This window comes from Pseudomonas sp. 50_B, assembly GCF_017491625.1.
Taxonomy (GTDB): Bacteria; Pseudomonadota; Gammaproteobacteria; order Pseudomonadales; family Pseudomonadaceae; genus Aquipseudomonas; species Aquipseudomonas danubii.
Genome location: NZ_JAFGYX010000010.1, coordinates 61,832 through 76,381 on the forward strand (window position 1 = coordinate 61,832; position 14,550 = coordinate 76,381).

Annotated in this window: 14 protein-coding genes; 8 read left to right on the top strand and 6 right to left on the bottom strand. The window is 62.5% G+C overall.

Going from position 1 to position 14,550, the window contains the following annotated elements; all coding sequences use genetic code 11:
• Positions 1 to 129: 129 nt before the first annotated feature.
• Complete coding sequence (gene mvaT / locus J5M73_RS15825) at positions 130 to 504, top strand: histone-like nucleoid-structuring protein MvaT (RefSeq protein ID WP_102860539.1); 375 nt, start codon at positions 130 to 132, stop codon at positions 502 to 504.
• Between the two features lie 104 nt (positions 505 to 608).
• Here mvaT and sbcB read toward each other — a convergent pair whose 3' ends face one another.
• Positions 609 to 2,036, bottom strand: a complete 1,428-nt coding sequence (gene sbcB, locus J5M73_RS15830; RefSeq protein WP_115580765.1) for an exodeoxyribonuclease I — start codon at positions 2,034 to 2,036, stop codon at positions 609 to 611.
• Between the two features lie 185 nt (positions 2,037 to 2,221).
• On the opposite strand from sbcB, the gene J5M73_RS15835 reads away from it, so the two are divergent.
• From J5M73_RS15835 to J5M73_RS15860, 6 genes are read left to right on the top strand one after another with little or no spacing between them, the layout of a single operon-like run.
• A complete protein-coding gene (locus J5M73_RS15835) occupies positions 2,222 to 2,947 on the top strand; it encodes an RDD family protein (RefSeq protein ID WP_115580766.1) in 726 nt (241 codons plus the stop codon).
• Complete coding sequence (locus J5M73_RS15840) at positions 2,944 to 3,924, top strand: stage II sporulation protein M (RefSeq protein ID WP_102860536.1); 981 nt, start codon at positions 2,944 to 2,946, stop codon at positions 3,922 to 3,924. Before J5M73_RS15835 ends, J5M73_RS15840 begins: the two co-directional genes overlap by 4 nt.
• Positions 3,911 to 5,461, top strand: a complete 1,551-nt coding sequence (locus J5M73_RS15845) for a DUF4129 domain-containing protein (RefSeq protein ID WP_102860535.1) — start codon at positions 3,911 to 3,913, stop codon at positions 5,459 to 5,461. The genes J5M73_RS15840 and J5M73_RS15845 overlap by 14 nt, the downstream gene beginning before the upstream one ends.
• Positions 5,458 to 6,621: a DUF4350 domain-containing protein gene (locus tag J5M73_RS15850; RefSeq protein ID WP_102860534.1), complete on the top strand. Its 1,164-nt coding sequence runs from the start codon at positions 5,458 to 5,460 to the stop codon at positions 6,619 to 6,621. The genes J5M73_RS15845 and J5M73_RS15850 overlap by 4 nt, the downstream gene beginning before the upstream one ends.
• Positions 6,618 to 7,643, top strand: a complete 1,026-nt coding sequence (locus J5M73_RS15855; RefSeq protein WP_102860533.1) for a MoxR family ATPase — start codon at positions 6,618 to 6,620, stop codon at positions 7,641 to 7,643. The genes J5M73_RS15850 and J5M73_RS15855 overlap by 4 nt, the downstream gene beginning before the upstream one ends.
• 13 nt (positions 7,644 to 7,656) lie before the next feature.
• Positions 7,657 to 8,988: a DUF58 domain-containing protein gene (locus J5M73_RS15860; RefSeq protein ID WP_102860532.1), complete on the top strand. Its 1,332-nt coding sequence runs from the start codon at positions 7,657 to 7,659 to the stop codon at positions 8,986 to 8,988.
• Positions 8,989 to 9,004: 16 nt separating this feature from the next.
• Here the strand turns inward: J5M73_RS15860 and J5M73_RS15865 are convergent, their stop codons facing one another.
• Both J5M73_RS15865 and J5M73_RS15870 read right to left on the bottom strand, forming a co-directional pair.
• A complete protein-coding gene (locus tag J5M73_RS15865; protein ID WP_102860531.1) occupies positions 9,005 to 9,364 on the bottom strand; it encodes a PilZ domain-containing protein in 360 nt (119 codons plus the stop codon).
• Positions 9,365 to 9,583: 219 nt separating this feature from the next.
• Positions 9,584 to 9,958, bottom strand: coding sequence for a hypothetical protein (locus J5M73_RS15870; RefSeq protein WP_102860530.1), 375 nt, complete (start codon positions 9,956 to 9,958; stop codon positions 9,584 to 9,586).
• A 157-nt stretch (positions 9,959 to 10,115) separates the two neighbouring features.
• Between J5M73_RS15870 and pyk the strand changes: the two genes are divergently transcribed.
• Entirely contained in the window at positions 10,116 to 11,567 is a 1,452-nt protein-coding gene (gene pyk / locus J5M73_RS15875) for a pyruvate kinase (protein ID WP_016963242.1), read from the top strand.
• An 83-nt stretch (positions 11,568 to 11,650) separates the two neighbouring features.
• Here pyk and J5M73_RS15880 read toward each other — a convergent pair whose 3' ends face one another.
• Genes J5M73_RS15880 through J5M73_RS15890 form a run of 3 tightly spaced genes read right to left on the bottom strand, consistent with a single transcriptional unit; the run spans position 11,651 to position 14,466 of the window.
• The gene (locus tag J5M73_RS15880; protein ID WP_102860529.1) at positions 11,651 to 12,400 is read right to left on the bottom strand and encodes an enoyl-CoA hydratase-related protein; all 750 of its coding nucleotides are present in this window, start codon (positions 12,398 to 12,400) and stop codon (positions 11,651 to 11,653) included.
• A gap of 28 nt (positions 12,401 to 12,428) precedes the next feature.
• Complete coding sequence (locus tag J5M73_RS15885; protein WP_102860528.1) at positions 12,429 to 13,367, bottom strand: iron-sulfur-binding ferredoxin reductase; 939 nt, start codon at positions 13,365 to 13,367, stop codon at positions 12,429 to 12,431.
• The gene (locus J5M73_RS15890) at positions 13,360 to 14,466 is read right to left on the bottom strand and encodes a GGDEF domain-containing protein (RefSeq protein ID WP_102860527.1); all 1,107 of its coding nucleotides are present in this window, start codon (positions 14,464 to 14,466) and stop codon (positions 13,360 to 13,362) included. Before J5M73_RS15890 ends, J5M73_RS15885 begins: the two co-directional genes overlap by 8 nt.
• Between the last annotated feature and the right edge of the window lie 84 nt (positions 14,467 to 14,550).

A 14,550-nucleotide genomic window follows, 5' to 3' on the forward strand; every position in this document is an offset into this window, starting at 1 on the left:
ATGATTTTTACGTCTAAACACACTAAGAGAGACAAATAAAACAGCGGTATTATGTTTACTTGCACATACTCTCTGACTATTATTGCGACATTGTCACCCAGCCACTCAGCGCTCAATAAGGTAGTCCACATGTCCCTGATCAACGAATACCGTGCTACAGAAGAAGCCATTAAAGAACTGCAAGCACGTTTGAAAAACCTGTCCCAAGACGACAAACTGAAAACCGAACTGGAATTCGAAGGCAAACTGCGCAGCCTGATGGGCGAGTACTCCAAGTCCCTGCGCGACATCATCGCCCTGCTGGATCCGGACTCGAAAGTTAAAGCACCACGCGCCGCAGTAAAAACCACCGGCACCAAGCGTGCTCGTAAAGTTAAACAGTACAAAAACCCGCACAACGGTGAAGTCATCGAAACCAAAGGTGGCAACCACAAAACTCTGAAAGAGTGGAAAGCCAAGTGGGGCGGCGATGTGGTTGAAGGCTGGGCAACCCTGCTGGGCTAAGCCTTGCCAGTGAGCGCCCGGGCTCCTGCAGTCCGATTAAAAAACGCCAGCCCGCTGGCGTTTTTTTATGCCCAGGCGACCTGTTCCAGAGCAGGAGCCATCCTTCAAAGAGCCAGGCGCCCAGCCAGGGCCCGAACATGCTCGCGCCACTCATCCAGCACCTGGCGCTGCTTCGGATCAGCACTTAACAACGATTGCTCAAGTCCCTGAGCAAAACTTTCCAGGGTATTGGGCGCGCCGAGTTTCGGGTCAAGCAAACGCTGCTGACAGAACCCGCGCCAACGCTCTTGCTCAGTTTTATCCAATGTCTCTGGAAAGTTGCGGGCACGGTAGCGAAAGAGCAATTCAGGCAAGCGCTCATCATCAAATGGCCACTGTTGCTGGGCCAAATGCAACGGATCAGCCTCACGCACTTGCTCACACAAACGCCGGTCGCGATCACCAATAAAGCCGTCGTACAACTGTTGCTCCGGGTCCTCGCTGGCCGCGAACTCATCAGGACCATAAATCACCGAAAGTTTATCCCGCCAAACTTCCTGGGCCTCAGTCAAAAGCACGCCACGGCGCTGGTACTGCTCCATGTCCAAGTGCAGCCGTTGTTGATCCTCCACACGCAAGACATTCAAGGGCGCCACTACCGGGCAGCGATTGATATGGATGAGTTTCAACGGCACTGGCAGCTCACCGTCCAGAAGATCTTCGCGCCGCGTATATAAACGCTGACGCAAGGTTTCGGCATCCAGATCCAGCAGCCCCTGCGGATCCAGATGCAGATCACAAACGATCAGCGCATTGCGGTTGCGTGGGTGCCAGGCCAGGGGCAGCACCACCCCGATGTAGTGCCGGGCCGCAGAGAAACGCCCGGAAATATGCACCAGAGGCTGCAGCAGGCGGATCTGATCCATCACCCGCTGCTTGCTGCGCAGTTGAAACAGCCAGTCATAGAGCTTGGGTTGCTTGTCGCGAATCAGACGCGCCAAGGCAATGGTGGCGCGGACATCGGACAGTGCATCGTGGGCCTGGCCGTGATCGATACCATTGGCAGCGGTCAGGCGTTCCAGCTTGAGGGTCACCTGCCCCTGCTCCTGCGGCCAGACGATCCCCTCGGGACGCAGAGCGTAGGCCGTACGCACCACATCGATCAGGTCCCAGCGGCTGTTGCCACCCTGCCATTCACGGGCATAGGGATCGAAGAAATTGCGGTACAGGCTGTAGCGGGTCACTTCATCGTCGAAACGCAAGGTGTTGTAGCCAACGCCGCAAGTCCCAGGGCGCGCCAGTTGCCCGTGCACCCGGGTCATGAAATCCGCCTCGCTCAAACCCTGCGCCGCCAGCCGGCTCGGGGTGATGCCGGTGATCATGCAGGCCACCGGGTGCGGCAGGATATCGTCGCTGGGCTGGCAGTAGAGGTTGACCGGTTCGTCGATCTCATTGAGCGCCAGATCGGTGCGAATACCGGCCACTTGCAACGGGCGATCGCTGCGAGGATTGATGCCGGTGGTTTCGTAGTCGTACCAAAAGAGGGAAGTCACGGCCTGTTCCTGAACTGAAAGACCGCCGCAGTCTAGGCGCTCAAGCATCCCCAGGGCCAGCCGCGCGAACCGGCGGCACACAGAGCGCCACGTTGAATTCGCAGTTAATGATGTCGTTTGCCCCTCGGACACTGCTAGCATCTGCGCTGGATTTTTCTCTACCAGGCCAAGCCCCTAAGTTGCCCATGCTTGAGACGACAGCAACGCCAAGGAACGCATCGCTGCACCCGCCACTGGATACGCGGTATCAGGTCGAAACCCCCGAGGGCATCGATCTGCCGCTGCGACCGGCGGGATTGCTGGTCCGCACCCTGGCGTTTGCCCTCGATCTGGGCATCCGCGGGCTGGTGTTGGGCCTGCTGTTCATTGTGCTGGGCTTTTTCGGCGAAATCGGCATCGGTCTCGGTTCGATCCTGCTTTTCCTGATCAGCTGGTGGTACATGGTGCTGTTCGAGGTGCTGAACCAGGGCCGCTCTCCCGGCAAGCAAATAATGGGACTGCGAGTGGTTCAGGACGATGGCACCCCCATTGGCTGGAGCGCCTCCCTGACCCGCAACCTGCTGCGCTTTGCCGACATGTTGCCGTTCGGCTACTTCCTTGGCGCTATCAGTTGCCTGCAGCATCCGACCTTCAAGCGTCTGGGCGACCTGGCCGCCGGCACCCTGGTGATCTATCGCGAGCAGTCGGTCAAGCGACCGGAACTGCCACCTGCCGTCCCCCGCTCCGCGCCTTTTGCCCTGAGCCTGAACGAACAACGGGCGATTCTCGAGTTTGCCGAACGTCAGAATCAACTGTCGGCCGAGCGCACCCGGGAACTGGCGGCGATCCTCGCGCAACCGCTGCATGTACCCACCGCCCAGGCCACTGCCGAACTCAACGGCATCGCCCGCGGTTTTCTGGGAACGACATGAAACAAAGCCTTTTTGAGAACCGTCATCAGGCGCAATGGCAACAGTTCGAGCATCTGCTGGACCAGTTGGAGCGACGCCGGGTCAAAGCCGAGGACTGCCAGAACTTCATCCAGGACTACCGCCGCCTGTGCCAGCACCTGGCCCTGGCCCAGGAGCGCGGTTACAGCAGTTACCTGATCGATCCATTGCAGCAGTTGGCATTGCGCGGCCATCAGCAGTTGTACCGACAGCGCACCGCCATCAGCGCCAACGTCCTGGGCTTCATACTGGCCGGTTTTCCGCGTCTGGTGCGCCAGGAGTGGCGCCTGGTACTGATCGCCAGCCTGCTGTTCTTCGGCAGCCTGCTGGGTATCGGCCTGTTGGTGTACCTCTACCCCGAACTGGTCTATAGCCTGGTGAGCCCGGAGCAGGTGTCGGAAATGCAGAGCATGTACGAGCCCACCGACGGACGCCTGGGACGGGTCGCCGAACGCGCCTCTAGCCAGGACTGGGTGATGTTCGGCTACTACATCATGCACAACATCGGCATCGCCTTTCAGACCTTCGCCAGCGGCCTGCTGTTTGGCCTGGGTAGTGTGTTCTTCCTGTTTTTCAACGGCCTGATGATCGGCGCCATCGCTGGCCACCTGACCCAGATCGGCTTCGGCCAGACCTTCTGGCCCTTCGTCATCGGCCATGGCGCCTTCGAGCTGAGCGCCATTGCCCTGTCCGGTGCGGCCGGGTTGAAACTGGGCTGGGCCCTGATCGCCCCCGGTCGCCTGAGCCGCGGCGAAGCCCTGTTGCAGGCAGCGCGGATAAGCGTGCAATTGGTCTACGGGGTCATCGTATTCCTGCTGATCGCGGCCTTTATCGAAGCCTACTGGTCCTCCATGACCTGGCCTGCGCCCTGGATCAAATACAGCGTCGGCGCCGCCCTGTGGAGCCTGGTGGTGGCGTACCTGACCCTGGCCGGACGTGAATCCCATGCGCCTGAGTGACGCCAGCGTGACGATCCGCCCACGCAACCCCTGGGAAGCCATGGACCTGGGGATACTGCTGAGCCAGCGTCACCGGCGCCTGCTGATGACCAGTTGGGCCATCGTCAGCCTGCCGGTGTTTGCCCTGCTGAGCCTGCTGCTGTGGCAATCCCCATCCTTGGCAGTGCTGTTGTTCTGGTGGCTGAAACCGGCCTTCGAACGCCTGCCACTGTTCATTCTCTCCAAAGCCCTGTTCGGTGAAACCCCAAGCCTGGCAGAGGCGTTGAGGCAGTGGCCACGCCTGCTCAAGCCACAATTGCTGGCCAGCCTGACCTGGCGCCGCTTCAGCATGAGCCGCAGCTTTGTCATGCCGGTGGTGCAACTTGAAGGCCTGAGTGGCGATGCCCGGCAACAACGCCTGGCGGTCCTGCTGCAGCGCAATGCCGGGGCCGCACGCTGGTTGACCCTGATCGGCATGCACCTGGAAGGCGCCTTGTGGATCGGGTTGATGGTGCTGTTCTACCTGCTGCTGCCACAACAGATCGAACTGGACTGGAACTGGCAGAGCCTGGTCATCGCCGCCCAGCAGGACTGGTTCTGGCTGGAACACCTGACCAACGCCTTCTACGCTCTGGTCCTGGTGATCTGGGAGCCCATCTACGTGGCCTGTGGCTTCAGCCTGTACCTCAACCGCCGCACCGAGCTCGAGGCCTGGGACATCGAACTGGTTTTCCGTCGCCTGCGCCAGCGTCTGGCGGGCGTCACGGCGCTGCTGCTGGTGACCGGCCTGATGCTGGCGATGCCGGGCGCATCGATCTGGGCAGCCACCCCCAGCACTTCCGTGGCCGGCCCCGAAGCGCCACGACTGCTGCAGCAACCGCTGACCAGCAAAGCCTCGAAGGACAGCATCCAGGGCATCCTGGAAAAGCCGCCGTTCAAGAACCAGGAGTCGGTCACCCGCTACCGCTTCGGCGAAGAGCAGGCACAGAAGAAAGACGCCAAGGGCAAGCCGCCGGGCTGGCTCAAGAGCCTGCTTGAGAACCTCGACAACAACAGTTTCGGCAGCCTCGCCAAGGGCCTGGAAATCCTCCTCTGGGCCTTACTGCTAGGGGCCCTGGGCTGGCTGATCTGGCGCTACCGCGATTGGCTGCGAGCCTTTGTCAGCCGCCGTCCGCTACCGCGCAAGAAACGCCCCGCCGCGATCCCACAGCAACTGTTCGGCCTGGACGTCAGCAGCGAAACCTTACCTGCCGATGTGGCCGCCCGCGCCGAGGAACTCTGGTCCAGCCAGCCCCGGGAGGCCCTGGGCCTGCTTTACAGGGCACTGCTCAGTCGCCTGCTGGAAGACTTTCATCTGCCCCTGAGCGTGGCCGATACCGAAGGCCAGGTACTGGAGCGGATCAAGGCCTTGCAACAACCGCCCCTGGAGGCCTTCAGCCGCGAACTGACGGAGCATTGGCAGAACATGGCCTACGGTCACCGGATTCCCGGCGCCGATCTGCAGCCGCAACTGTGCGACGCCTGGCGCAGTCTGTTCGGCCCAGGAGCTCCAGCATGAAGCGCTATCTATGGGGCAGCCTGGCCCTGTTGCTGATCCTGGTACTGGGAGCCGCCGGCTACTACCTGTACCGCCACGCCACGCCCTATCAGGAACTCGTCGATCACGGCCCCTCGCCCGAAGCCCGCGCCAATCCCTACCTGGCCGCCGAGCTGTTTATGCGCGAACGCGGCCTCAAGGTCGATCACGCCAACGGCCTGGAAGTACTGGCCACCTTGAAGCCCGCCGGCAACAGCCTGCTGTTGCTGGGGGAGCGCTCCAACATGAGCCCGCGCCAGGCCGACCAGGTGCTGGATTGGGCCCGTGCCGGTGGCCGACTGATTTTTGTCGCCGAAGCCCTGTGGGACGATGACACTCAGCAAAGCGGTGACTTGCTGCTGGATCGGGTGCAGATCCATCAACAGCTCAGTGAAGACCTCGAGGAGCCGCCGGAACAGGAAGCCAACGACGCCTTTCCAAAGCTGACCAAAGTCTATCTGGAAGACGAACAGGCCCCGGCCTACATCGGCTTCGACACCGCCTTCCACCTGGACGACCCGGACAGCCTGGCCCAGTCCTGGGCCAACAGCGGCGTGGCCACCCACATGATCCAGCTCGACTACGGCCAGGGCTCGGTCACCGTGCTGACCGACGCCGACATCTGGAAAACCCCGGCCATCGGCCTGTACGACAACGCCTGGCTGCTGTGGTACCTCAATACCGATACGGCCGTGACCCTGCTGTTCAACACCGACCACCCGAGCCTGTGGCAATTGCTCTGGCGCTATTTTCCCCAAGCGTTGGTAGCCCTGGCCCTGTTGATCGGCCTGTGGCTGTGGCAGGCCGGTAGCCGCCAGGGGCCGTTGCTGGCACCGCCGCCCAAGGCCCGGCGTCAACTGCGGGAGCACCTGCGCGCCAGTGCCGACTTCATCCTGCGCCATGGCGGCCAGGGCCCACTGCTGCAGGCCTTGCAACTGGATATCCGGCGCCGGGCACGACGTCGCCATCCGGGTTTCGAACAACTGGAACCCGAAGCCCAGTGGGACGTCCTCGCCCTGCTCAGCCAGCAGCCTGTCGATGCTGTGCGCCAAGCCCTGCAACCGGTGTCCGGGCAGCGCCTTTCCGGTGCTGATTTCAGCCACCAGGTCGCCCACCTGCAAACTCTCAGGAATGCCCTATGAGCGAACAACCCGTCGAATCCCTTGACTCCTCCGAGGCGCCTCAGCCCCAGGTCCATGCGGCCCAGCAGCGCCAGCGGGCCAGCCAGCTGGCGCAGGCGGTGCGCCAGGAACTGCAGAAGGTGGTGATCGGCCAGGAGGCCGTGATCGATGATGTGCTGACGGCGCTGATCGCCGGTGGCCACGTGTTGCTCGAAGGCGTCCCTGGTCTGGGCAAGACGCTGCTGGTACGGGCCCTGGCCCGCTGCTTTGGCGGAGAGTTTGCACGAATCCAGTTCACCCCGGACCTGATGCCCAGCGATGTCACCGGCCACGCGGTGTACGACCTGCAGACCGAACAGTTCAAACTGCGCAAGGGTCCGCTGTTCACCAATCTGCTGTTGGCGGACGAAATCAACCGCGCCCCAGCCAAGACCCAGGCCGCACTGCTGGAAGCCATGCAGGAACGCCAAGTGACCCTGGAAGGCCGGGCCCTGCCCATCGCCCAGCCATTCATGGTCCTGGCGACCCAGAACCCCATCGAGCAGGAAGGCACCTACCCGCTGCCGGAAGCCGAACTGGACCGTTTCATGCTCAAGTTGCGGATGGACTACCCGGACGCCGAGGAGGAACTGAACATGGTTCGCCAGGTGGCTCGCTCGACCCGCGCCGACATGCTTGATGTACAGCCCCTGCGTACCGTGCTCCAGGCCAAGGACGTGCTGGCCCTGCAGCGCATCGCCAGTGAACTGCCCCTGGACGAACAGGTGCTCGACTATGCCGTGCGCCTGGCCCGGGCCACCCGCAGCTGGCCGGGACTGACGCTGGGCGCTGGCCCGCGTGCCTCCATTGCCCTGGTGCGCGGAGCCCGGGCCCGGGCCCTGCTGCGGGGCGGCGAATTCGTGATCCCGGATGACATCAAGGGCTGCGCCCTGGCCGTGCTACGGCATCGGGTACGGGTCGCTCCGGAGCTGGATATCGAAGGGCTATCGGTGGAACAGGTGCTCAAGCAGATGCTCGAGCAGATTCCGGCACCGCGCCTATGAGCCGCCCACACTGATGAAGCCGACTCGTCTGTTGCTGATCTGGCTGGGCACCCTGACCGGCCTGTACATCCTCCTGGGAGCGGTGCGAGCCCTGGGTATCGAGGCGCTGCCGCGCCTGGACTCGATCGCCTGGGGCCTGTTGCTGGCGCTGTTGCTGCTGGCGCTGCTGGATGCCCTGCGCTTGTCGCGCCTGGCGTCGCCCGAGATACAGCGTCAGTTGCCCGGCAGCCTGCCCCTGGGACGCTGGAGCGAAGTGCAACTGGAGATCCGCCACCCTTATCGGCAAGCGCTTGAGGTGCAACTGTTCGACCATCCGCCCCAGGGCTTGAGCTTTGAGCACCTGCCACAATCGGTGAGCCTGGAGCCGGGCCAGGTCAGCCGAGTGGGGTATAGCGTGCGACCGCTGCAACGAGGGCATTTCAACTTCCACCAGTGTGAAGTCAGCCTGCCCAGCCCCTTGGGTCTGTGGAGCGCCAGACGACGGTTGAAGGTCCACGACAGCTCCCGGGTCTACCCGGACTTCGCCCGCCTCTATGGCGCGCAGTTGCTGGCAGTGGACAACTGGCTCAGCCAACTCGGGGTGCGCCAGTTGCAACGCCGCGGGCTGGGCCTGGAGTTCAATCAACTGCGGGAGTTTCGCGAAGGCGACAGCCTGCGGCAGATCGACTGGAAAGCCACCGCCCGCCAGCGCACACCCATCGCCCGGGAGTATCAGGACGAACGCGACCAGCAGATCATCTTCATGCTCGACTGCGGACGCCGCATGCGCAGCCAGGACGGCGAGCTGGCGCACTTCGACCATGCCCTCAACGCTTGCCTGCTGCTCAGCTATGTCGCGCTGCGCCAGGGGGATGCCGTGGGCCTCTACAGTTTTGCCGGAGAGCGCTCGCGCTACCTTGCGCCAGTCAAGGGCTCGGCCCAACTGAGTGTGCTGCTCAACGGCGTCTACGACCTGGACACCAGCCAGCGTCCGGCCGACTACCAGGCTGCAGCCAGTGAATTGCTGGCGCGGCAGAAGCGTCGGGCGCTGGTGGTACTGGTCACCAACCTGCGGGATGAAGACGACCAGGAGTTGCTGACTGCGGTCAAACGCATCAGCCGCCAGCACCGGGTACTGGTGGCCAGCCTGCGCGAGGAAGTGCTCGATCAGTTGCGCCAAAGCCCAGTGCAGACCTTGCCCGAGGCGCTGATCTACAGTGCCGCCGTGAACTACCTCAATAGCCGGGCCGAACTGCATGAACGCCTGAGCGCCCACGGCATCGCCCTGCTCGACGCCCGTCCAGGCGAGCTGGGGGCGGAGCTGGTCAGCCGGTATCTGAGTTGGAAGAAAGCCGGCAGCCTGTAGTGGGCTACCGCGACATTCAGGCCGATGTCTGCAACGGATGGAAGCTGAAGTAGTGCCGCAAGGCCTGCTCCAGTTCAGCGAATTCGGCGGTCGCCCGCAGCAGGCTGAAACCGCTGTCGTACTGGTGAGGGGTCAGGTCCTCATGGCACCACAGGCAACAGGCGCTGAAATCGATGAACTGCGTCTGTCCATCACTGCCGGGGACTTTCACCCGCAGCTCGAACTCGGCACCGATCAGCATCGGCAACTGGCTGATCAACATCAGCCCGTCAGCGGAAATATTGCCCAGGTAACCGACAGGCTTGTCGGTAAACCGGTTGAAGACTTTCAAGTAAGACGGCAGTTGATGCCGCTCGATCCGAGGTTCCGTGAACATGCTGGGTATCGCTATGAAAGGTCATTAAGCATGACCGCACTAGTGCTTCGGAACAGGCCTTGAGTAGCGGCTCGTTCTCCCGGATTCGAGGTGCGAGGAAAATCTTCACAAGGATTTCAACGCCACTGCGCCAGGCAGGAACCGTGCAGTGTTCGAACAACCTGTACAAATGTTAGCTCAAGCGCGAGGGGCAATTACACTGCCCCTGACCGGTATCGCTTACAACGCTGTACGGCGAACTTGTGCTGCACCGTTTGCCGGGTAATGCCCCAGTTGCTGCAAGGTGTCCAGGCGCGCACGGGCACGGTAGGCGTATTCGCTGCTGGGGTACTGGGTAATGATGAACTGATAAGTCTGCGCCGCATCGACGAACAACTTCTGCCGCTCCAGGCATTGCCCGCGTAGCATCGACACTTCCGGCTGGATGTAAGGCCGCGCACGGCTGTTGCGGTCGACCTGGCTCAACTCGAGCATCACGCTCTCGCAGTTGCCGCGGTCATAAGCGCGGTAGGCGTTATTCAAATGATGGTTCATGGACCAGCGGGTGCAGCCGACAACACTGACGGCCAAGATAGCAATGAGTACGAATCGCATGGGGTATCTCCTGTCTTGTGCAGTGTATCGACTCATCGGCAAAAATCTTCAAGGTTGTTGCGGTAAACAAACAAAGCAATAAGTAGTGCAAACGAACAATGACTACAACTTCGGAGCATAGTAGCCTCTCGTTGCGCTTGAACTCAGGAGTCCGTGCATGTCCGTTCGTCGTACCAAAATCGTTGCCACCCTTGGCCCGGCCAGTAACTCGCCGGAAGTTCTCGAACAGTTGATTCTCGCGGGCCTGGATGTTGCCCGTCTGAACTTCTCCCACGGCACTCCGGACGAGCACAAGGCTCGCGCCCAACTGGTCCGCGACCTGGCCGCCAAGCACGGCCGCTTCGTGGCCATCCTCGGCGACCTGCAAGGCCCGAAAATCCGCATCGCCAAATTCGCCAACAAGCGTATCGAACTGAAGATCGGTGACAAGTTCACCTTCTCCACCGTGCACCCGCTGACCGAAGGCAACCAGGACATCGTCGGCATCGACTACCCGGACCTGGTCAAGGACTGCGGCGTCAATGACGAACTGCTGCTGGACGATGGCCGCGTGGTGATGCGCGTGGAAACCGCCACCGCCACCGAGCTGCATTGCGTGGTGACCGTGGGCGGCCCGCTGTCCGACCACAAAGGCATCAACCGTCGTGGCGGCGGCCTGACCGCTCCGGCCCTGACCGAGAAAGACAAGGCCGACATCAAGCTGGCGGCCGAAATGCAGGTCGACTACCTGGCCGTGTCCTTCCCTCGCGACGCCGCCGATATGGAATACGCGCGCAAACTGCGTGACGAATCCGGTGGTACGGCCTGGCTGGTGGCCAAGATCGAACGCGCCGAAGCCGTGGCCGACGACGAAACCCTCGATGGCCTGATCAACGCCAGTGACGCCGTGATGGTGGCCCGTGGCGACCTGGGTGTGGAAATCGGCGACGCCGAGCTGGTGGGTATCCAGAAGAAAATCATTCTTCACGCGCGCCGCCACAACAAGGCAGTGATCGTCGCGACCCAGATGATGGAGTCGATGATCCAGAACCCGATGCCGACCCGTGCCGAAGTGTCCGACGTGGCCAACGCCGTGCTCGACTACACCGACGCGGTCATGCTCTCGGCAGAAAGCGCCGCCGGTGCCTACCCGCTGGAAGCGGTCCAGGCCATGGCGCGGATCTGTGTCGGTGCGGAAAAGCACCCCACCAGCAAGACCTCCAGCCACCGCATGGGCAAGGTGTTCGAAAGCTGCGACCAGAGCATCGCCCTGGCCGCTATGTACACCGCCAACCACTTCCCGGGCGTGAAGGCCATCATCGCCCTGACCGAAAGCGGCTACACCCCGCTGATCATGTCGCGCATCCGTTCCTCGGTGCCGATCTATGCCTACTCCCCGCACCGTGAAACCCAGGCGCGTGCAGCCATGTTCCGCGGCGTCTACACCATCCCGTTCGACCCGGCTTCCCTGCCGCCTGAGCAAGTCAGCCAGGCTGCGATCGACGAGTTGCTCAAGCGCGGCGTAGTAGAGAAAGGCGACTGGGTGATTCTCACCAAGGGCGACAGCTACCACACCACCGGCGGCACCAATGGCATGAAGATCCTGCACGTTGGCGACCCGATGGTCTGAGCCCTGGCTCGCTGAACACAAAAGCCCCGGTGGTGGAAACCCCGGGGCTTTTTTGTGTCCGTCCTTCCCTGTAGCGACAGGTGTCAGCCTTTGGCGAAAAAACCCGACAAGGCGGCGATGGCTTCTGGTGAACGCAGGCGCTGAGTGAACTGCGCGCCCTCTTCTTCTATTACCTGGCGCAGTTGCTCACGATAGGGAGCCTTCATCAGGCGCTTGCTCACTTGCACCGCCTCCGGCGCCAGTTGGCTGAAACGCAATGCCGCCTCCCTGGCTTTGGCCAGGGCTACCGCGCCATCTCCCAGGGCCGCAGTGGCAATGCCCCAGGCCGCCGCCTGTTCACCACTGAAGCCTTCGCCGAGCAGCAACAACTCAGCGGCCTTGGCCTGTCCCAGCAAGCGCGGCAGGATCAGGCTCGAGCCAAATTCCGGGCACAGCCCGAGGTTGACGAACGGCATGCGCAACCGTGCATCACGGCTGACATAGACCAGATCGCAATGCAGCAACAAGGTGGTGCCAATGCCCACGGCCGCGCCGGCCACCGCAGCCACCACCGGCTTGCGGCAATCGAGCAGGTTGCGCATGAACTGGAACACCGGGCTGTCGAGGTCCCTGGGCGGCTGTTGCAGGAAGTCGGCGATGTCGTTGCCGGCGGTAAAGCATTCACTGCTGCCGCAGATCAGCAGGGCATTGATTTGCGGATCGGCGTCCGCCTCGGCCAGGGCTTGCGCCAGACGACTGTACATGGCACGGGTCAGGGCGTTTTTCTTGTCGGGGCGGTTCAGGCGCAGGGTCAGCAGCCCGCCCTCGCGTTGCAGCTCGATGGCATCGGTCATGAAGATCTCGCTCTGGAAAAATCAGCGCTCAACCACGGGGCAGGAACACATCGGCCAGCAGTTGATTGCGCGGCAGCCCCGCCAGGTACAGGCGTCGGGCAAAGGCCTCGACACTGTCGGGGTGCCCGCAGAGTAAGGCCTGGGTTTGCCGGGAAACAAGTCGCAGTTGCGCCAGGGCCGTCGCCAGCTGCGCGCCCTGCCACAGCTCCACACTCAGCTGGGGACGGTTCGCTGCCAGGGCTGCCAAAGGTTTGGCCAGGTAATGTTCGGTGGCGTCATGGGCCAGGTGAATGATGCGGATAGGGCCTTGGTGATCCTGACGCAGGGCTTCGCGCAACACCCCGAACAAGGGCGCCAGGCCGGTTCCCGAGGCCAGCAGCCAGAGCGGTCGCTGCTGCCAGTCCGGATCGTAGTGCAAGGCGCCGCCGCGCAACTCGCCCAGGCGGATCGGGTCGCCCAGTTGCAACTGGCGTGCGGCGTCGCTGAATTGTCCCGGATGCCGGCAGTCCAGATGAAACTCCAGGAAGCGGTCCTCTTCCGGCAGACTGGCCAGGGAATACGGCCGGGCGATCTGGCTGGTGGTCCACAGCACCAGGTGCTGGCCGGCGCGATAACGCAATGGCCGCTCAGGCTGCAGACGCAAGCGCAGGACTGTGGGCGATAGCCAGTCGAGCCCGACCACTTGGGCCGGCCGGCCATCGCGCAACGGATCGAACGTCTCGACCTGCAGGTCCTCCACCACCTGGCACTGGCAGGCCAGGCGCCAGCCACGGCGGCGCTGTTCATCGCTCAGGGCATCCGGCCGACTGTCGTTGGGCAGGCCCTGGACGCAATGCACCAGGCAGGCATGACAACTGCCGGCGCGACAACTGTAGGGCACCGCCACACCGGCCTGATTCAAGGCATCCAGTAGGTTGCTTGCCGGTGCCACTGTCCAGCGCCGGCTGCCCACGGTCAATTCAGGCATCGAGGTTTTCCCAGGCGGCGGAACAACGATTGCGGCCGTCGCGCTTGGCCCGGTACAGCGCCTGATCGGCGCGTTGCAGGGCATTGTCCAGATCATCGCCGGCCTGCAGCAGGGTCATCCCTGCCGACAGGCTCAGGTCACGCACATTCAGGCCCACCAATTGCACCTCCATGAAGGCCAGGCGCAGACGCTCGCAACAAGAGGTCAGGCGCTCGGCATCACAGTCGGGCAGTAGCACCACAAACTCCTCACCGCCGTAGCGGGCCAGTACATCACCGTCCCGCAGGCAGGCCGTGGCCACCGCGGCGAACGCCTGCAGCACCTGATCGCCTGCCGCATGGCCGTGAAGATCGTTGATGCGCTTGAAATGATCCAGGTCGATCAGCGCCAGCCCATGCATCTGTTCCTGGTCCATGGCCTGCAACTCACGGCTGGCGATACGCAGGAAGTGTCGGCGATTGAACAGCCCGGTCAACTCATCGGTAGCCACCAGATCTTCCAGTTGCCGCATCATCCCCCGCAGGGTGTCCTGATGGGCCTGCAAGGCAAAACGCCGTTGCCGCATGCGCGAACGCGACGCCTGGACATAGGCAGCGTACAGGCACATCCACACCAGCATCACCAGCAGCACACAGAGTTGCAGCGCCGCCAGCTGGGGATCCTTGAGGACAAAGCGATAGCCGTCCCACAGGTTGACCCCGGCAAAACAGAAGAAGATCAGCGCCGCGCAACGTAGGTAGGCCCGACGGGATAAATGAAACAGGCCGAACAGCAGCGGCAGGATATAGAACACCAGGAAAGCGCCCCGGGCCTGATCCAGGTGGGCGATCAGCCAAGTCTGCCAGGCAATGCCCAGGACCACTTGGACTTCAGTCAGGCTGGGATCGGCAAAGCGCAGGTTGCGCCCGCTGATGAACACCCAGCACAGCAGGCCCTGAGTGGCCAACACCAACCCCGAGGCCAACAGCGCACTGCTGGTGGAGGCGCGATAGTGCCCCGCGAGAACCGCCAGCCAGAACAGCAGCAGGATCAGTCCGTAGGTGCCCGCAGCAATGGTGAAGCGCTTGAATAACAAGCTCTGGATGGCTTTATGGGTCAATCGTTGACTCACCGTGAGAAAGGAGGCTTAAAGAGTTTCCTACCCTGCAGGCCAGTTGCAACTTTAGTGCTGCGCCCGGCAAAT